The organism is Geomonas oryzae (genome assembly GCF_004117875.1).
Classification (GTDB): domain Bacteria; phylum Desulfobacterota; class Desulfuromonadia; order Geobacterales; family Geobacteraceae; genus Geomonas; species Geomonas oryzae.
This window is the reverse complement of sequence record NZ_RAHW01000001.1, coordinates 342,232-361,317: the sequence shown is the minus strand read 5'-3', so window position 1 is coordinate 361,317 and position 19,086 is coordinate 342,232. Positions and strand designations below refer to the sequence as shown.

The 19,086-nt window shown below is 62.4% G+C and carries 14 protein-coding genes; 11 read left to right on the top strand and 3 right to left on the bottom strand.

The window, feature by feature from the left end; genetic code table 11:
• The first annotated feature begins 64 nt into the window (after window positions 1-64).
• The 5 genes from D6Z24_RS01595 to D6Z24_RS01575 all read left to right on the top strand — a co-directional run bounded on the left by D6Z24_RS01595 (window position 65) and on the right by D6Z24_RS01575 (window position 6,263).
• Complete coding sequence (locus D6Z24_RS01595) at window positions 65-1,558, top strand: hypothetical protein (RefSeq protein ID WP_129124788.1); 1,494 nt, start codon at window positions 65-67, stop codon at window positions 1,556-1,558.
• A gap of 92 nt (window positions 1,559-1,650) precedes the next feature.
• Window positions 1,651-2,640, top strand: a complete 990-nt coding sequence (locus D6Z24_RS01590) for a prenyltransferase/squalene oxidase repeat-containing protein (protein WP_129124787.1) — start codon at window positions 1,651-1,653, stop codon at window positions 2,638-2,640.
• A gap of 112 nt (window positions 2,641-2,752) precedes the next feature.
• Window positions 2,753-4,189: a hypothetical protein gene (locus tag D6Z24_RS01585; RefSeq protein WP_129124786.1), complete on the top strand. Its 1,437-nt coding sequence runs from the start codon at window positions 2,753-2,755 to the stop codon at window positions 4,187-4,189.
• A 101-nt stretch (window positions 4,190-4,290) separates the two neighbouring features.
• Window positions 4,291-5,280 (top strand): prenyltransferase/squalene oxidase repeat-containing protein, encoded by a 990-nt coding sequence (locus tag D6Z24_RS01580; protein ID WP_129124785.1) that lies wholly within the window; start codon window positions 4,291-4,293, stop codon window positions 5,278-5,280.
• Window positions 5,281-5,291: 11 nt separating this feature from the next.
• A complete protein-coding gene (locus D6Z24_RS01575) occupies window positions 5,292-6,263 on the top strand; it encodes a peptidylprolyl isomerase (protein WP_129124784.1) in 972 nt (323 codons plus the stop codon).
• A 102-nt stretch (window positions 6,264-6,365) separates the two neighbouring features.
• On the opposite strand, the gene D6Z24_RS01570 is transcribed toward D6Z24_RS01575, so the two are convergent.
• Entirely contained in the window at window positions 6,366-8,858 is a 2,493-nt protein-coding gene (locus D6Z24_RS01570; protein WP_129124783.1) for a helicase C-terminal domain-containing protein, read from the bottom strand.
• Window positions 8,859-8,975: 117 nt separating this feature from the next.
• Here D6Z24_RS01570 and D6Z24_RS01565 point away from each other — a divergent pair, with 117 nt between their 5' ends.
• Window positions 8,976-9,893, top strand: coding sequence for a TIGR01212 family radical SAM protein (locus D6Z24_RS01565; RefSeq protein ID WP_129124782.1), 918 nt, complete (start codon window positions 8,976-8,978; stop codon window positions 9,891-9,893).
• 34 nt (window positions 9,894-9,927) lie between these two features.
• Here the strand turns inward: D6Z24_RS01565 and D6Z24_RS01560 are convergent, their stop codons facing one another.
• A complete protein-coding gene (locus tag D6Z24_RS01560) occupies window positions 9,928-10,605 on the bottom strand; it encodes a hypothetical protein (protein WP_129124781.1) in 678 nt (225 codons plus the stop codon).
• Between the two features lie 193 nt (window positions 10,606-10,798).
• On the opposite strand from D6Z24_RS01560, the gene pdxR reads away from it, so the two are divergent.
• Window positions 10,799-12,241, top strand: coding sequence for a MocR-like pyridoxine biosynthesis transcription factor PdxR (pdxR, locus tag D6Z24_RS01555; protein ID WP_129124780.1), 1,443 nt, complete (start codon window positions 10,799-10,801; stop codon window positions 12,239-12,241).
• Window positions 12,242-12,296: 55 nt separating this feature from the next.
• On the opposite strand, the gene D6Z24_RS01550 is transcribed toward pdxR, so the two are convergent.
• A complete protein-coding gene (locus D6Z24_RS01550) occupies window positions 12,297-13,529 on the bottom strand; it encodes a BamA/TamA family outer membrane protein (RefSeq protein ID WP_129124779.1) in 1,233 nt (410 codons plus the stop codon).
• A 415-nt stretch (window positions 13,530-13,944) separates the two neighbouring features.
• On the opposite strand from D6Z24_RS01550, the gene flhA reads away from it, so the two are divergent.
• Genes flhA through D6Z24_RS01530 form a run of 4 tightly spaced genes read left to right on the top strand, consistent with a single transcriptional unit; the run spans window position 13,945 to window position 19,084 of the window.
• Window positions 13,945-16,023 (top strand): flagellar biosynthesis protein FlhA, encoded by a 2,079-nt coding sequence (flhA, locus tag D6Z24_RS01545; RefSeq protein WP_129124778.1) that lies wholly within the window; start codon window positions 13,945-13,947, stop codon window positions 16,021-16,023.
• Window positions 16,013-17,428: a flagellar biosynthesis protein FlhF gene (flhF, locus tag D6Z24_RS01540; protein ID WP_129124777.1), complete on the top strand. Its 1,416-nt coding sequence runs from the start codon at window positions 16,013-16,015 to the stop codon at window positions 17,426-17,428. The genes flhA and flhF overlap by 11 nt, the downstream gene beginning before the upstream one ends.
• Window positions 17,425-18,348: a MinD/ParA family protein gene (locus D6Z24_RS01535; protein ID WP_129124776.1), complete on the top strand. Its 924-nt coding sequence runs from the start codon at window positions 17,425-17,427 to the stop codon at window positions 18,346-18,348. The genes flhF and D6Z24_RS01535 overlap by 4 nt, the downstream gene beginning before the upstream one ends.
• Window positions 18,332-19,084, top strand: coding sequence for a FliA/WhiG family RNA polymerase sigma factor (locus D6Z24_RS01530; RefSeq protein ID WP_129124775.1), 753 nt, complete (start codon window positions 18,332-18,334; stop codon window positions 19,082-19,084). Before D6Z24_RS01535 ends, D6Z24_RS01530 begins: the two co-directional genes overlap by 17 nt.
• The last annotated feature ends 2 nt before the right edge of the window (window positions 19,085-19,086 follow it).

Below are 19,086 nucleotides of genomic sequence, written 5' to 3'. Positions count from 1 at the left end.
AGGGTTCTCCCCCCCCCGACAAAGGGGAGAATGGTTTCACATCAAAAAGGAGGTAACACAAGGCATGAAATTGAAGAAACTCGTACCTGCGCTGGCACTGACCGCAGCGGCCCTTACCGCCGTTGCCGCTCCGGCTCTTGCCGGCAGAACCACCACCCCCAGCTCCTACAAGGTGGTGGCTTGGAATGACCTTGGTATGCATTGCGCCTGCCCGACCTTCGCAGGGTTCCTGCTCCTTCCCCCGTTCAACACGGTCAGGGCTCAGGTCCTGGGATACGGCAGCAACGACCCCGTCATCATCGATTCGACCAATGCCGGCACCTACGGCGTGACCGTCAGCTACGCCATGGCAGACAACACCGAAGCCACCCTGCAGGCTGACCCCTACTTCCAGCAGTGGATCACCTACGCTCCGAAGCTCTTCCCGGGCTTCGTACCGGTTTCCGGCGGCAAGGTCCAGGGCCTGGCCGGCAACGGCATCTCCGGCAACATGACCTACGACACCAACCTGAAAGACTGGACTGCCGTAGGCATCCCCGCGTACCCGCTGGTTGACGCGAACACCGCGAAAAACATCATGACCGATCCGCTCGGCGGCGCGAACCGCAACCCGTACCCGATGACCAACGTGTACGTGAAGAACGCTTCCGGCACCATCCTGGCGCAGACCAGCACCGTGACCCCGGTTGCCTTCGGCGGCTGCTGCTCCTGCCACCTGTCGCTCGCCGCAGCCAACGGCTACCCGGCGACCTCGGCCGGTTCCTTCGCCTACCTCGGCAAGATGCACGGGATGAACTCCAGCAAGATCGACTTCAACTACCTTGACCCGACCGGCGACGGCACCTCCGGCCCGATCCGCTGCTCCTGGTGTCACTGGGATCCGGCGATGGGCGAGACCGCTGCACCGGGCCTTGCCAACGTCTGGCCGAACTACGTGATCATGGCCGGCGCAGGCTTCACCAAAGCTGACGTCAAGGTTTCCCAGTACTCCTTCTCCGACGTGCTGCACCGCTTCCACAGCCAGAGCACCAAGGTCCTCACCCAGTACGACGCAAACGTTGCCACCAACTGCTACGACTGCCACCCGGGCAACAACGTCAACTGCTACCGTGGTTCCCACAAGGCTAAGACCGCCCTCTGGTGCGTCGACTGCCACGGTAACCTGAACCAGCGTACCGCTGCCGGCCAGCTGACCCAGCCGTGGAAAGCTTCCACCCTGCCGTCCTGCACCGCTGCTAGCGCCGGCGCCAACCCGGCCTTCGCCTGCCACGCGACCAACACCGTGAACGGCACCGTGTACCCGACCAACCCGAGCCTCTTCGGCAAGTTCATCAACGGGCGCGGCCACAAAGGGAGCATCAAGTGCCAGACCTGCCACGGCTCCGCACACGCCGAGGCTCCGTCGACCATGACGCTTGACAACACCCAGCTGTCCAACCTGCAGGGTAGCACCAGCTACAGCTTCCCGGCCGGCAAAGACAAAACCTACGCTCTCGGCGTCTGCGTCTACTGCCACCCGACCAAGACCTCGACCTGGGGCACCCCGCCGCACCTCTAATTCAATGTAATGCAGTGCTGCCGGGGGGGGAGGATGTTACTCCCCCCCCTTATCCAACCCATTCAAAATTCCGCCGCACACGGAGTGATTTAATGTTCAAAAAAAGCTGCATGTTTCAGTTAGCCGCCGCTTTCGCCCTTTTCGTCGTCCTGGCCGCTCCCGCGCTTGCCAAGGAGAAGGCGAAGGGGACACACAAGGCGGTTGCAGAGTTCGATTTCAAGAAGACCAGTGCCTTCATCAAGGAGATGGAGGGGCGTCCTGATTTTCCGGTCGCAACCGTCATCGCCAATGACTACGTCTATACGCTCCTTGCCATGGGAGAAAAGATAGATGCAGGAAGGCAGAACGCGATCATCCTTGCCACCAAGCTCGCCCAGCAGAAAAACGGCGGGTTTACCCCGGACAAAAGCAACAAGAACGGTTCGATCCTTTACACGGATATCGCCCTGGAAACCCTGGCGCTGCTCGATGCGAACAACGCCATAGACCGCACCAAGGTGAAGACTTTCGCCGCTTCGCTGAAAAACGCCGACGGCGGTTTCGGCTTCAGCCCGGAAGCGAAAAAATCCTCGCTCGCCACCACCTACTACGCGGTGCACGTGTTGAAGGGGGTGAACGGACTGGACGCCGTGGACAAGGCGAAGACCGTGGAATACGTGAAAGGTTTCGCCAAGAAGGAGGGGGGCTTCGGGCCGGAGAAGGGGGCCGGTGTCGCCAACGCGCGCAGCACCTACATGGCGGCCTATGTCCTGAACGCCCTGGGCGCCATGGATGAGGCGACCGCCAAAAAGGCGGTGCAGTTCCTGGAGAAGACCCCGTACCTCGACAAGAAGAGCAAGGAGCGTCCGGAACTGGACGAGCAGCTTTACGCAATCCGGGCCCTGAAGGAAGTAGCTGCCGGCAACCGGGTCGACAAGGCGATCGCCCTCAACTTCATGAAGCGGCTGTACATCAAAGTGAACGGCGGTTTCGGTCCCCTCGAGGGGTACGGTTCCACCCCCGATTCCACAACCACCGCGCTGCGAATCCTGTCCGAAATAGGAAAGGCGAAGGGGGGGATTCCCCTGGTGGCAAAAAGGTAAAGGGCCGAACACCGTCGTGCCGATCAGGTGGTGACTCATCGTGACCGCCGAAAGCCCCAACGGGCGTAGCAACCGGGGGCTTTCCCAGAATTTTCTAACAATGGAGGAAAAGATGAAGAAGACAGTTATACGGTCTCTCGCGGCACTTGCCGCGTTGACCACGTTCGCCGGTGTGGCATCGGCGTACACCTATAAAGTAATCGCCAACAATGACCTCGGCATGCACTGTGCCTGCCCAACCTTCGAGGGTTTCCTGCTGCTGCCCCCCTTCAATACGATCAGGGCCCAGGTCATCCAGTACGGCGGCGATAAACCGATCGTCGTAAGCTCCGGCGTCACGGTGAGCTACTCGTTCGCCGAAGAGACCGATGCCACGTTGCAGGCGGACACGTACTTCTCCAGTTGGATCGCCAACGCCCCTAAGCTGTTCCCCGGCTTCCAGCCCGTAGTGAACGGCAAGGTAAAGGGCCTGACCGGCAAGGGAATCGCGGACCTCATGTCGTATGACAGCCAGTCCATGTCTTACGTGGCAGCGGGTGTCCCCGCGTATCCGGTAACCACCGGCAACACCGCCAAAGACATCATGACGGACCCGCTGGGCGGACCGAAACGCGACCCGTACCTCACCGCAAACATCACGGTTAAAAACGCGTCGGGCACCGTCCTGGCCACCACTTCGACCGTGGTTCCCGTCGCCTTCGGCGGATGCTGCTCCTGCCACCTCACCCTGGCGAGCCAGAACGGTTATCCGGCGACCCCCGCCGGCTCCTTCGCCTACCTCGGCAAGATGCACAGCCAGAACTCCAGCGGGATAGACATCTCCATGATCGATCCCGACGGCGACGGCAAAGGCGGCCCGGTGCGCTGCTCCTGGTGTCACTGGGATCCGGCTATGGGCGAGAGCGCAGCCCCCGGCTGGCCCACAGGAACCAAACTCCTTCCCGGGGCTACCTTCACGCTGAAAAAATCGGCTTATTCCTTCTCGGACGTGTTGCACCGCTTTCATTCCCAGAGCCAGAAGGTGCTGACCCAGTACGACCCGAACATCGCCAACAACTGCTACGATTGCCATCCCGGCAACAACGTGAACTGCTACCGCGGAGCACACAAGGGCAAGACCGCCATCTGGTGCTCCGACTGCCACGGCAACCTGAACCAGAGGGTAGCAACCAACCAACTTGCAAAACCGTGGCTGCAGGCAACCCTGCCGACCTGCTACAACCCCAGCCCGGGAGTAAACTCGGCGTTCGCATGCCACAGCGCGAACACCTACAAGACCAATGTGAGCTGGGATCCGAACCTGTTCGGTAAATACATCAATGCCCGCGGCCACTACACCAGCGTACTGCTCTGCCAGACCTGTCACGGAATGCCGCATGGCGAAAACCCCTCGACTTCGGCCCCGGACAACGTCCAGAACTCCACGCTGCAGGGCGCCATCAAGGCGGTGTACCCGACCGGCAAGGACAAGAGCTACGCACTGGGCGTATGTGACGTCTGCCACTACCAGAAATCGACCACCTGGTCGGTTCCGCCGCACGAGCTGTAATGAAGCGAGTAGGGGGAGCGCAAGCTCCCCCTACAACAAGTTGCGTACGCACTTTCACGTTCCGACCATTCATAAAATTCCGCCGCACACGGAGTAATGCCATGTTCATCAAAAGCCGTATGTTTCAGTTGCTGACCGCTCTTGCCCTTTCCGCCGCCCTGGTCGCCCCCGCGCTTGCCAAGGAAAAGGCGAAGGGGACACCCAAGGCGGCTGCAGAGTTCGATTTCAAAAAGACCAGCGCCTTCATAAAGGAAATGGAAGGTCGCCCGGATTTTCCGGTAGCAACCGTGATCGCCAACGACTACGTCTACACGCTCCTCGCCATGGGGGAAAAGATAGATGCCGGGAGGCAGAACGCCATCATCGTCAACGTGAAGCTCGGCCAGCAGAAAAACGGCGGGTTCACCCCGGATAAGACCAACAAGAACGCGTCGATCCTCTATACCGATGTCGCACTGGAGACCCTGTCGCTGCTTAATGCCGACAACGCCATCGACCGCGCCAAGGCGAAGAGCTTCGCCGCTTCCCTTAAAAACGCCGACGGCGGATTCGGCTTCAGTCAGGAGGCAAAAAAGTCCTCGCTCGCCACCACCTACTACGCGGTGCATGTGCTGAAGGCGGTGAACGGTATCGATGCCGTGGAAAAGTCGAAGACCGTCGAGTACGTGAAAGCATTCGCCAAGAAGGACGGAGGTTTCGGTCCGGAGAAGGGGGCCGGTGTCGCCAACGCGCGCAGCACCTACATGGCGGCCTATGTCCTGAACGCCCTGGGGGCACTTGACGAGGCGACCGCCAAAAAGGCGGTGCAGTTCCTGGAGAAGACCCCTTATCTCGACAAGAAGAGCAAGGAGCGTCCCGACCTCGACGAGCAGCTTTACGCCATCCGCGCCCTCAGGGAAGTCGGTGCGGCCAACCGGGTCGACAAGACCATCGCCCTCAATTTCATGAAGCGGCTGTACATCAAGGTGAATGGCGGCTTTGGCCCCCTCGAGGGGTACGGTTCCACCCCGGACTCCACCACCACTGCGCTGCGCATCCTGAGCGAAATCGGGAAGGCGAAAGGTGCGGTTCCGCTGGTGGCTAAAAGGTAAAGGAGATTAAGATGTTTTCGTTCAATAAGATGACACGATCGGCTGCCGCCGCTTCCCTCTTGGCCCTGGCGGCCTGCGCGGCTGAGCCGGCTAAGGATTCACCCCAGGCGGCGGTGGAGAAGGTGAACGGCGCCCCCATCACAAAAGCTCAGCTCGACCGGACGATAAAGGCCCTCGTCGGGCAGCGCGACCTGAAGCAACTGCCGCCGGACATGTTGAAGAAGGCGACCGAGGCGGCGCTGAACCAGCTGACCGCGGCGGAGCTCCTCTACCAGGACGGCCTGAAGCTGGGGGTCAAGGACCTGGACAAGCAGGTGACCGAGCGCATCACGCAGAGCAAGTACCAGTACCCCTCCCAGGCCGAGTTCGACAAGGCGCTCAAGTCGGTCGACATGACCCAGAAGGACCTGGAAGAGGCGGCACGCAAGGATATCGTCATCAACAACCTCATCGTGCAGCGTTTCGCCGACAAGGCTGTTGTCGCCGAGGCGGAGGTAAGGAAGTACTACGAGGAGAACAAGCAGAAGCAGTTCACACAAGGGGAGAGGCTCAAGGTGAGTCACATCCTGATCGGCGTGGCCAAGGACGCGTCCATCGACACCAAGCGGCAGGCGATGGAGAAGGCCATGGCGGTGCTGAAGCGGGTCAAGGGTGGGGAGCCCTTCGCCGACGTGGCGAAGAAGGAGTCGACATCGCCGACCAAGGACCAGGGTGGGAGCATCGGCATCATCGGCAAGGGGCAGACCATGCCGCCCTTCGAGAAGGCGGCCTTCGCCCTCAAGCCGGGTGAGATCAGCAACGTTGTGGAGACCGCGCTCGGCTACCACATCATCAAGGTCGAACAGAAACTGCCGCCTGCGACCGAGCGTTACGAGGATGTGAAGAATCAGATCGCCGGGAACATCAAGCGCGAGAAGATCCGCCAGCTGCTCGCCGCATACGTTGAACAACTGCGCGGCAAGGCGAAGATAGAAAAGGTTTAGTTTTCCGCTGCAGCGGAAATGCGATGCGGGGCGAGCTGAATGGGTCGGCGTCCCGCCCATGAAATGGAAAGGGCCAACCGTGCAGTTGGCCCTATTTTTTGATCAGCGCGAAGCGAAGAAGGTGTCCAGCCTGCGACAGATCTCATCTTCCGGCGCTTTCATGACCGAGACGCCGTGCAGCGCGGTCAAAAAGATCTTCCCGTAGTTCTTGGTGAGCACGCGGGAGTCGAGGATCAGCACGGCGCCCCGGTCTTCCTTGCTCCGTATCAGCCTTCCAAATCCCTGCTTGAACTTGATCACCGCCTGCGGGACGGTGTACCCCATGAAGGGGTCGCCTCCCTTGGCGGTGATGTGTTCGCTTCTCGCCTCCAGGATCGGCTCGGTAGGAACCCTGAAGGGGAGCCGGGTGATCACCACGAGTTCCAGCCCACGCCCCTGCACGTCCACACCTTCCCAAAAAGAGTCGGTACCGAAAAGAACCGGGTTCGTCGCGCTGCGGAACCTGGACAGGAGCATGTGCCGGTTGGTCTCCCCCTGGCGCATCGGGGTGAGCCCCGACGATTTCAGTGTCTCGGAAAGCCGGTTGTAGACCCGGACCAGGAGATCGTACGAGGTGAAGAGCACGAAGGCCCGCCCCTGAGAGATCCTGAGCGCATCCAGGAGGTGGCTGCAAAGGCGCGCCTCGAACATGGGGGAGGTCGGCTCCGGCATGTCGGAGGGGACGGCGACCAGCGCCTGGTGCTCGTAGTCGAAGGGGGAGGGGAGCAGCAGCTCGCTCACCCGCTCCTTGGCGAGGAGCTCGATGCCGGTGCGATGCTTCAGGAAGTCGAACTTCTCCCCGATGGCGAGGGTCGCCGAGGTGAGCACCACGGTCTTGAAGCGGTCGAGGATCGCCTTCTTGATCGACTCGGCCACCTCGAGCGGCGAGCAGCAGAGCTTCACCAGTGGGCCCTTTCTCAACTCGAACCAGCGGCAGAACTCCTCCTCCTGCGTCATGAAGAACCTGAGCGCATCCACCGCGCATTCGACCCTCCCCTTCACGCCGCGCAGGTCGGTGAGCGGACCGGCGAGCTTGTCCAGCACCTTGTCCGAGAGCTTCTCACACCCTTTCAAGAAGCTCTGCATGGCGAGGGCGTATTCAGAGAGCTCCTTGCACATCGCCTCGATGTGCGGCGTCACCTCCTGCCAGAGCGGCGTCCGGTAAAGCGCCGGTGTCACCCTCAGTTTCTGCTCCGCCCCGTTTTTGTTCAGCTTCTGGAAGAGCGCCTCGCCGATGGCGTCCATGCCGCGCGTGCAGGCGTCGAGAACGGCGACGCGGCGCGGGATGAGCGTTCCCTCCAGGACTTCGGCGATCTCGAGGTAGAGGTCGTCCTGCGACTCCGGCACCGCGGCGGAAAGCTGGGTGGAGAGTTGCGGGAGGACGCCTCGGTGCGCCTTTCTCGGGTGCTGCAGCTTACCCATGAGCTTCACGAGCCCCAGGCGGGAGACCTGGCTGGAGAGGAAATTGGTTGCGACGTCCTCGAGGTGGTGCCCCTCGTCGAAGACGAGCCGGGTGAAGGGAGGGAGGATGGCGGTGGCATCGTAGCCGGTTTCCTGGCGCACCGAGAGATCGGCTAGCAGCAGGGCGTGGTTCACCACGAGGAGATCGGCGCCGGCCGCCTCGCGTCTTGCCTTGTAGAAGAAGCAGCGCGGGTAGTCCGGGCACTTGACCCGGCCGCACTGGTCCGACTCGCAGCAGAGCTCCTCCCAGACCTCGTCCTTCGGTATGAAGGCCAGGTCGCCGCGACAGCCGTCGTCGGTCTTCTTGCTCCAGGCGACGATGGCGTCGAGCTCGCGGGCCGTGTCGTCCTTGAAGAGCGAGGCGTCCGCCGCGTTCACCTGCAGTTTTCTGAGGCAGAGGTAGTTGCCACGGCCCTTCACCAGCACGGCACGGAACGGCACCCCGGCATGTTTTTGCAGGAAGGGGATGTCCTTCTGGATCAGCTGCTCCTGGAGGTTGATGGTGTTCGTGGAGATCACCACCCGCTCCTTGTTGCGCACCGACCAGAGCGCGGAAGGGAGCAGGTAGGCGAGCGACTTCCCCGTGCCGGTCCCCGCCTCGACGATGGCGACCTTCTCCTCGTTGAAGGCCTCGGAGAGGTTCAGGGCCATCCTGGTCTGTTCGGGGCGGTGCTCGTAGCCGGACAGCGCCTGGGCCAGTACGCCGTCCGGGGCGTAGAAGTGCTCTATCTCCGGGTAGGAGAGGCGCTCGACCACCTTCCGCGCGAAGGGCGCGACCACCTGGTTCGCGCGGGAGGCGTCGTTGTTGACGATGTAGAAGCCGACCCCCTGGTTCCCCAGGAGGGATGCGATCTCGATATCGGGCTGCGAGGGGGTGAGGTTGCCGGAGGGGTGGTTGTGGATCACGACATCGCCGAAGGAGCAGGCGATCATGATGGCGGGAACGGCGTCCTTGTTGCCGCGGGCGAGCGGTTCGACCTGGACGACGATGCGTGCCTCGTCGGTGCGCCCGAGGAAGAAGACCTCGTTGCCGCCTGCTTCCTGTATGGCGTTTCTGAGCTGCTCGCTGGCGAGCGAGGAAAAGTACTTTTGCATGGCCCGGTTGAAGATACAGGGTTTGGGTGGGGGAGGCAACTGAAAAGCAGGCACCGCCTGGCGCGGTCATTGATCCGGTGCCGCCATATATGTTAGAAGAGAGGCCGAGGAGATTTCATGCAGCGTTACAACGCATTTTCGGAAGAGCTTAAGCGGGTGTTCGGCTGCAAGGTGCAGCGCCTCTCGGTGGACGCGGGCTTCACCTGCCCGAACCGCGACGGCGCCGTCGGGACGGACGGCTGCATCTTCTGCGGCGGGAAGGGCTCGGGCTCTTACGGCATCCTGCAGGGGGTGGGGGTCGCGGAGCAACTCGAGCACGCCAAGGAGGTGATGGTCCGAAAGTACAAGGCCTCCCGTTTCATCGCCTACTTCCAGTCCTACTCCAACACCTATGCGCCGGTGGAGCACCTGCGCCGGCTCTACGACGAGGCGCTTTCCGTGCCCGATGTGGTGGGGCTCATCGTCGGCACCCGGCCCGATTGCCTCCCGACCGAGACCCTCGATCTCCTCGCCGAATACGCCCGGCGCTGCTATTTTTGGCTCGAGCTCGGCCTGCAGTCGCCGCTGGAGCGCACCCTCACCGCGATCAACCGCGGTCACGATCTCGCCTCTTTCAGTACCGCCGTCAGCGAGTGTCAAAAACGCGGCATCCGCGTCTGCGCCCATATCATCCTGGGGCTCCCCGGGGAAAGCCGTGAAGAGATGCTCTCCGGAGCGGAGTTTCTGAACCGCTGCGGCGTCGACGGCGTAAAGATCCACCTCCTGCACGTGATGCGCGGCACAAGGCTCGCCGAGATGTACCAGGCCGGCCAAGTCCCCCTCCTGGACCGGGACAGCTACGTAGGACTGGTTTGCGATTTTCTTGAGCGGCTCGACCCGAGGATCGTAGTGCAGCGGCTGACCGGCGACGGCAACCGTAAGGACCTCATCGCGCCGCTTTGGTCACTGGCGAAGTTCGAGGTGCTGAACTGCATCGATCACGAGCTGGAGCGGAGAAACACCAAACAAGGCTCCCCAAGGGGACTGGCTCCGTAAGGTGCCTGTCCCCTTATTGCCTTGATCCCGCCGTTTAGTTCCAGGCGTGCGGCCTGGCAACCTGGCGGCGGCCGCCTTCATTCCGGGCCAGCATCTTCGGAGCTTCCAGTCTTTTCGCAAATGCCGGGCGCCAGAAATAGGAATCCGCCCCTTCCGCCCCGCCATCCCTTTTGATCCTCAGCAGCACGCCGGTTTCAGCCTCAGGTGCATAACAGAACTTGGTCAGCAGCCGCGCCGGCCTTTTCACTTCGAGGGTGTAGCTGCCGTTCCCCTCCTCGGTCAGACGGTCCTTCGCCCCAAGTTCGCTCACGCCCCGGTTCCGCTCGATGCCCTGTCCGTCGCGGCGCTTCTCCAGGTAACTAAGCCAGATCTTGCTCGGCTGGCCGACCACCGTTCTCAGTCCCACCTCGTCCTCGTAGCCGAATCGACCGAAGGAAACCGCCGCTATGTCGTCCCGGGTCAGCCCGCTGACCGGCTTGCCGTTGCCGTCCTGCGCGGTGAAGTCGATGTGCAGGGAGCCGTCGTTGGCGACGGTGACCCAGCCTATCTTCAACGCCATCCGTTCAGCCTGTTCATTTGCAGCGGTTTTATGGGTAACCTTGCCTGCCGTGCCGGCACGTTCTCCTGCCGCGGCGGTCATGGGAGACGCTGCCAGCAGAGCGGTGGCGATGATGGTCATGACGGTGAGGAAGTTCAGTTTTGCAGCTTTCATAAAGTCCTCCTGTGGTGGGGCGGCCCCCGCTTCAGGTGTGGGGGACGGTCCCTCGATATTTACAACGCTGTAAATGTGGTGTAAGGATAGGGCGCAAACAGTATCCCTGTGAAGGGCCACATTTCATAAATTTTATGGATACACTTCGTTTACGGTTTGCGGCAATGCCGGCGGCGAAGCGGGAGAACGCGCGATGATCTACCTGAACCCGGAGTCGAAAAAGCCTTTGTATCAGCAGCTTTACGAGCAGTTGAAACAGAACATCATCACCGGGGAATACGAGAAGGGGAGCCGGCTGACCTCGACCAGGGATCTGGCCAAAAATCTGTCCATCGCGCGCAACACGGTGGAGGCCGCTTACGACCAGCTCTGCATCGAGGGGTACGTGGAGGGAAGGCACGGGTCCGGTTTCGTGGTGCAGGATCTTCAGGAAGACCTGCTGTATTTCCCCGGCATGACGACGGACGAGGATGAGGCACCGTGCCTTCCGGCGGGGGGCGAGGCGCCGGGACCGGATGAGCCGGCGCCCGCACAGTCCCGGCCGGTGAAGTACAACTTCTCATACGGGGACTTCGACCCGCACTCCTTCCCCCACGCGCTCTGGCGCCGCCTGAACAACGAGGTGCTCACCTCGCTGAAGGTCGATTCCATCGCCTACTACGGGGACAAGCAGGGGGAGCTGCAACTGCGGCGTGAGCTGGCGAAATACCTGCGTCAGTCGCGCGGTGTCAAATGTTCGCCGGAGCAGATCGTGGTCGGCGCCGGGCTTCAGGACCTGGCCATGATGACCTGCCTGCTGTTTCCGCTCAAGGAGCGGATCCTCGGCATGGAAGAGCCGGGGTACGACTTCACCAGGGTCATCTTCGGCAACCACGGCTACCGGGTGCTTCCCATTCCCGTCGGCGAATCTGGCATCGACCCGGCGGAGCTGAAAAAGAGCGGGGCCCGACTCGCCTACGTCACCCCTTCGCATCAGCTCCCGACCGGGGTGGTGATGCCGATCCAGCACCGCATGCGGTTGCTGCAATGGGCGGAGCAAAGCGGTGGCGTCATCATCGAGGACGACTACGACAGCGAGTTCCGTTACCGAACCCGGCCGATCCCGGCCCTGCAATCGATCGATCGCCAGGAGCGCGTGATCTACCTCGGGACCTTTTCCAAGGCGTTCGCGCCGGGGCTGCGCATGGGGTACATGGTGCTGCCGCAATGGCTGCTCTCCAGGTACCACACCGTCTTCGAGCGCTACAAGTGCACCGTTCCGAGGCTGCAGCAGTACGTGGCGGCGAGCCTGTTGTCGGGGGGGCATTGGGACCGGCACTTGAGGAAGGTCTGTCTGGTCAACAAGAAGAAGCACGAAGTGCTGGTGCAGTCGATTCAGCGGGAGATGGGTGACCGGGTGCGGATTTACGGGCAGAACGCCGGGTTGCACGTGCTGCTCGAGCACTTCACCGGCGAGAGCCAGGAAGCGATGGTGGAGCGGGCGGCGGCGTATCGGGTTAAGGTGTCGCCGACGCGCCAGTTCTGGCAGAACCCCGAGTCCGCCCCGGAGAACCTGATCATGATAGGCTTTGGCGGTCTCTCAGCGGAGGAGATCGCCGAGGGGATCAAGCTGCTGAGCCGGGCCTGGTTCGGTTGAGGCTGACTGTTTAACACAGAACGTAGAACGTAGAACGTAGAACGTAGAACGTCCGTTAAAAAGGGTACCCAAGCCCCACGAACACCGCGGCGCCGTCCTTGCCGAAACCTACGTCGATGCGCCCCAGGATGTTGGGGCGGACCACGGCGCGGAAGCCGACCCCCGGGTTCACCTCGAGGTCCCGCAGGCGCAGATCCCCGAAGGAATCCATCACCCCCCCGATGTCGACGAAAGGCGCCAGCTCCCAGTCCGCCCGCACGTCGAAGACCTCCCACCTGAAGAGCCGGATGCGCTCCTCCAAGTTGCACAGCACGTACGAGTTGTCGACGAAGCGGTTCTTGCCGAATCCCCTGAGGGTGTTCTCGCCGCCCAGGATGCTCCGTTCCAAAAAGGGAATCGAACTGCCGCGCGTCTGACCGAAAGCGATGCGCCCGGCGCTGATGAAGCGGGTGTCAGGCACCGGGAAGAACCCCTTCACTTCCCCCTCGTAGCGGCCGAAGCCGGCGGTGCTTCCCAGCCCGGCGAGGCTTCCTTCCAGCGTGAGGCGTGCGCGGACCCCCGAGCTCGCCATCGCCGCTGCATCCAGGGTGCTGTAGACCAGGGAGACGGACTGGGCGTGGGTGACGAAGCCGTCGCTGCCGGGGATCTCGTCGATGGTGAAACGGTCGCGCAGGTAAGGGAGCTTCTTGACCGCCCCCTCGTCGACGGCCAGCTTTCTCACGCGATCACCGAGGAAGAGGACCGTATTGTCAAGAATGGGATAGCCGGCGGACGCGGTGAAGCCGTATTCAATGTCGGCGAAGTTGGTCTCGGCGTCGGCCTTGCTTTCCGGGCCGAAGCCGAAGAAGCGGGCCGAGCCGTCGGTGAAGCTGTACAAAAAGGCGTTCAGCTCCAGCTTTTGCTCCATGAGGTGCTGGTCGCGGACCCTCACCTCGTAGTCCTCGTTGACCCGGGTGGACTTGGAGAGGTTGAACTCGATGCTGCGCAAAGGCGACGGGTACATCGCGCCGTAGAGGGTGCCGGTGGTGCCGAAGTTCTCGTTCTGGTTCAACTGGGGCGCGAACAGCGCCGAGACTTCGTCCTTCTCGTTGTGCAGCAGAAACGCGGTAAGCGCCCCGTAGGTCACCCCCTCATTCGGGCTCGTGGCTATCACCGGGAGCGGGATGGTGACCATCTTCGTGTACGGTTGCGCCGGCGAGGAGGTGGGCAGGACCGTGGAGGGAATGAAGCTGGTACACCCGGCAAGGAGCGAGAAAAGGATCAGAAGTGATATGGATAACGCGCGCATAGGGTCCGTTTCGGTGAGGCTCTCGGGTGAGCGGTTTAGTTGACGTTTCCTCGTGGGGCTCCCGTTTGATTGTCCCCCCCCCTTCGCAAAGGGGGGAGCGCGAGGTCACCGGGAGGGAGAGCGGTGTCCCCAAAAAGCTCGGAAACCTTAACGGCTGCGGCGAATTTTGACAAGAAAAAAAGAGGACGTTAACCGGGCAGCGCGGGTGATGGTCAAAAAGTTGACCGGCCGCTCTCTTTAAAAATGACGTTCCCCACTACCCCCGGCTGCCCCGCTTTTACCCTGGAAAAGCCTCCCGCCTACCGGATTCATTCCTGTTTTTGCCCCCTAAGGGGTGTGGCCCGGAAATGGCATGACGGTTGCACAAACTGCGTGGGCACGGTGCCCCCACCGATAAAAACAGAGGAAATGACGCATGGCAAACCCCTCGACGGACGCCCTGGCGCTCCCGGGACCTAAAAGCAATTCGGACATCTACATGGCGGTCGCCCTGATCGGCGTGCTCGCCCTCATGGTGATCCCGCTGCCGGCGTTCATGCTCGACATCTTCCTGGCGACCAACATCACCGTCGCCCTCGTCATCCTGCTCGTCTGCCTCTACACGGTGCAGCCGCTCGATTTCTCGGTCTTCCCCTCCATCCTGCTGGTCACGACGCTCTTCCGACTAGCCTTGAACATCGCCTCCACGCGACTCATCCTCCTGCACGGCAGCGAAGGGGTCGAGGCCGCGGGCGGGGTGATCAAGGCGTTCGGCCAGTTCGTGGTCGGCGGCAACTACGTGGTGGGGGCGGTCATCTTCCTGATCCTCGTCATCATCAACTTCGTCGTCATCACGAAGGGCGCCGGGCGCGTCGCCGAGGTGGCCGCGAGGTTCACCCTGGACGCCATGCCGGGCAAGCAGATGGCCATCGACGCCGACCTCTCCAACGGCATCCTGACCGACAAGGAGGCGAAACTCAGGCGCAAGAAGATCGCACGCGAGGCCGACTTCTACGGCTCCATGGACGGTGCCTCCAAGTTCGTGCGCGGGGATGCCGTCGCCGGCATCATGATCGTCCTCGTCAACATCTGCGGCGGTTTCGTCATCGGTGTCTGGCAGAAGGGAATGCCGCTCGACGTGGCGCTGCAGAACTACACCCTGCTCACCATCGGCGAGGGGCTCGTGGCCCAGATCCCCGCCCTGATCATCTCCACCGCGGCGGGCGTCATCGTGACCCGCTCCGCCGACGAGAACAACTTCGGACACGAGATCGCGGGACAGCTCTTAAACTACCCGAAGGCCTTCCTGGTCGCTTCGGGCGTACTGTTCCTCTTCGCCATGATCCCGGGGCTGCCGCACTTCGCCTTCTTCCTCCTTTCCGGCATCGCCTACATGGTTAGCAAGATGGCGGTGGAGAAGAAGGCCGAGGTCGAGGATGTGGTGGAAACGCAGACGTCCGCGGAAGAAAGCGACCAGATCAGCAGCATCCGCCCCCTGGACATGCTGGAACTCGAGGTGGGCTACGGCCTGGTCCCGATGGTCGACGCAAGCCAGCAGGGAGAGCTCCTCGACCGCATCCGCTCCATCAGGAAACAGGTGGCGGACCGCATGGGCTTCATCGTTCCCCCGATCCACATCCACGACAACCTGCAGCTGAAACCCTACGAGTACAACATCCTCATCAACGGCGCCAAGGTCGGCGGCGGCGAACTTTCCGGCCAGTACCTCGCCATGGACTCCGGCGGCGCCATGGGCGGGCTCGACGGGATCAAGACCACCGAGCCTGTCTTCGGACTCCCCGCGGTCTGGATCAAGGGGAAGGAACGGGAGAAGGCGCAGGTCTCCGGCTACACCGTGGTGGACAACACCACCATCCTCGCCACCCACATCAGCGAAACCATCAAGAAGCACGCTCACGAGCTGGTGGGACGCCAGGAGCTGCAGCAGCTGCTCGACTCCATCGCGGCGACGCTTCCCAAGGTGGTCGAGGAACTGGTGCCGTCGCTCCTCTCCCTGGGGACCGTGCTGCGCGTCGTGAAGAACCTCTTGAAGGAGAACGTGTCGATCCGCGACCTGCGCTCCATCCTGGAGACCCTGGCCGACTACGGCGGGATGACCAAGGACCCGGAGATGCTCACCGAGTTCGTACGGCAGAGCCTCGGTCGCTACATCGTGGAGCAGTACAAGCGCGACGACGACACCCTCTGCGTGATCACCCTCGACCACGACATCGAGGAGGCGATCGTGGACTCGGTCCAGCTCTCCGAGCAGGGGAGCTACCTGGCCATCGACCCGCATCTCGCGCAGCGCATCCTGGCCGCGATCAGGAGAAACGCCGAGCAGTTCGACGCCATCGGCGCGCTGCCGGTACTCATGGCCTCGCCGACCATCCGCCGTCACGTGAAGAAACTGACCGAGCGGTTCATGCCCAATCTGGCGGTCATCTCGCACAACGAGATCCCGCCCAACATAAAAATCCAATCCTTAGGGGTGGTGGTGACCAATGCTAGTTAAAACTTTCCAAGCAGGCGAGATGTCGGAAGCTCTCAGGATGGTTAAGGCCGAGATGGGTCTGGACGCGATGATCCTTTCCTCGAAGAAGGAGCGCAAGAAGGGGATCTTCGGCTTCTTCTCCAAGCCGTATTACGAGGTGACCGCGGCACTGGACCCGAGGCCGGCGCCGAAGGCGAACCCGTACCGCGAAGAGGCCCCGGTGGTTCCGGAGCGCGAGCTTTCCACCCGCGAGGAGTTCCAGAACTCGATGCTGGGCCCCCTGGCCCGCGAGGTGCGCGAGCTGAAGCAGCGCATCGAGGCGCTCTCCAGGAAAGAGGCGCAGCAGCCGGCTCAACCGGCTCCCCAGGCGGCTGAAGCGCAGGGGGAAGCCCCCGCGGCACCGAGGACCTTCGGCAAGGAGGAACTCGAGGAGATCAAGCAGCTTCTCTACAACGCCGTCTCCGGCGGAAAAGAGAAGGGGGCCAAGCCGGTGACCTTCCCGCTCGCGGGGATGAACCTCGAGCAGGTGGTGAAGAGCGCGGTGCAGCCCGAGGCTGCGGCCGAGGCACCGGCACCGGTCGAGGAGAGGCCCCGTCCGACCCTCGAACTCGTCAGGGAAAGGGTTTCGGTAAGCGAGGAGGACGAACTCCTGCAGCGCCTGGCCGAGGAGTTAAGGGGAGAGGACGTGGGGCCCGCAGCGGTCCAGCGTCTCACCGAATCGGTGCGTGGCGCGGCCGAGGAGGGGGCATCCCTCGAGGAGTTGAGAGGCCTCATGGCCGACAACCTGGCCGGCATGGTGAAGTGCTCCGGCTCGCTGCGCATCAAGAAGAACGGGCCGCGCATCGTCGCCGTGGTCGGACCGACCGGCGTCGGCAAGACCACCACCATCGCGAAGATCGCCGCCATGTACGCCCTGAACCGCCGCGTCTCCGTTGCCATGGTCACCATGGACAACTTCAGGGTGGGGGCGGTAGAGCAGCTGAAAACCTACGCGAAGATCATGGACCTGCCGCTCGAGGTGGCCGGCAACTCCCAGGAACTCTCCAAGGCGCTCGCAAGGCACTCGGACAAGGACCTGATCCTGATCGACACCGCCGGCAGGAGCCCGAAAGACGCCGATCGTCTCGACGAACTGAAGGGTTACCTTGAGACCCAGACCGGCATAGACGTCTACCTTTGCCTCTCGGCAACGACGAGGAGCCGCGAGATCGACGAGATCATCGCCACCTTCGGGACGCTCCCGCTCACGAAGCTCCTCTTCACCAAGCTCGACGAAAGCCGGACCTTCGGCAGCATCGTCGACACCTGTTTGAAGCACAAGATCCCTCTTTCCTATTTCAGCACCGGCCAGAAGGTGCCCGAGGACATCGAGGTCGCCACCTCGAGAAAGCTCGTCGCCATGGTGGTGCAGGAGTCCAACAGATGACTATGTCTTGCCTAGCAACAACAGACCAGGCCGAGTCCCTCAGAAGGCTTGCGGGACGGGCAAAAAGCGAGGCGCCGGCGCCGGACCTCTTGCAGGTGCGCGAGGGGCTCCGGGTGATCTCGGTGACCAGCGGCAAGGGGGGGGTCGGCAAGACCTCCGTGGTGGTGAACCTGGCCGCCTCCCTCGCCGCGGCAGGGGAGCGGGTGCTCATCGTCGATTCCAACCCGGGGGTGGGCGACATCTGCCTGCGCCTCGGCAAGGATGCGCCGTACCGGATGGGGCAGGTCCTCGCCGGGGAGATCACCCTGAAGGACACCGTGGTCGACATCGGCGGGGGCGTCAAGGTGCTCCCGGCCGGGATGGACGTGCAGCAGTACAGCTCGCTTTCGCCGCGTGAGCGCAGCGCCCTTTTGCAGGCGATGCTCAGGCTGCAAAACGACTACGACTACTTCCTGATCGACACCGGGGCCGGCATCGCCGCGAACCTGACCGGCTTCGCCTCCATCGCCCGCGAAATCATGCTGGTGGTGACCCCGGAGCCGACCTCGATCACCGACGCCTACGCCCTCATCAAGATGCTCTCCGGACGCGACAGCTCCTTCCGCTTCCGGCTCCTGATCAACATGTGCCGCGACAATCAGGAGGGTGATACGCTCTTTTCAAAATTATCCGCAATTACGGGCCGCTTTTTGCAAGTACAGTTTGACCACGCGGGATCGATCCTGCACGACGAGCTCCTGGTGGAAAGTGTGAGGCGGCGCGGGGCTTTATGCCGCCTCTTCCCGGAAGCCAAGGCGTCGACAGGTTTCAAAATTTTGGCACAGAAAATCAATAAGGAGACGCCGGCGGTGGCAGAGGCCATGTCGGCGGCTTCGATGGCATCCAGCACGATGTGGAGGAACCATGAACTGTCTTCTTAAGGCGTACGAGCATGAGGCGCAACGCGGGGTCCCGATGAGCCGGGACGAGCTGGTGGTGAACCACCTCCCGCTGGTGAAGTTCATTGTTGACCGGATCGCCTCGTCACTCCCCCCGCACCTCGACCGTGACGATCTGAGGAGTGCGGCGGTGATCGGGCTGATCTCGGCCGCCGAGCGCTTCGACCCAAGCCGTGGGGTACAGTTCAAGACCTTCGCGGAACAGCGCATCCGAGGCACCATCATGGACGAGCTGCGGGCCCAGGACTGGCTCACCAGGAGCCTCAGGGACAAGTTCAAGAAGCTGGAGAAGGAGTTCTCCCAGCTCGAGCAGCGCCTCGGGAGGAACCCCTCCAGCGACGAGGTGGCCACCGCCATGGGGCTCGAGCTGAAGGACTACTTCCGGCTCCTCGAGGAGATCCACCTTCTCTCCTTCGTGTCGCTCGACGACGCGTGGCACGACGAGGACGGCGCACCGTTCGGCCTGCTCGACGTCCTGGAGGACAAGGGGACCGAGAGCCCGCAGAGCCAGCTGATCGCGCGTCAGACCGTGGAGCGCCTCGCCGAGGCGATCGACGCCCTCCCCGAGAAGGAGCGCATCGTGATCACGCTCTACTACTACGAGGAACTGAACCTGAAGGAGATCGGCGCGGTGCTCGATCTTACCGAATCGCGCATCTCCCAGCTGCACAGCCAGGCCATCATCAGGCTGCGCGGCAAGATGAAGCGGATGGGCTAGGG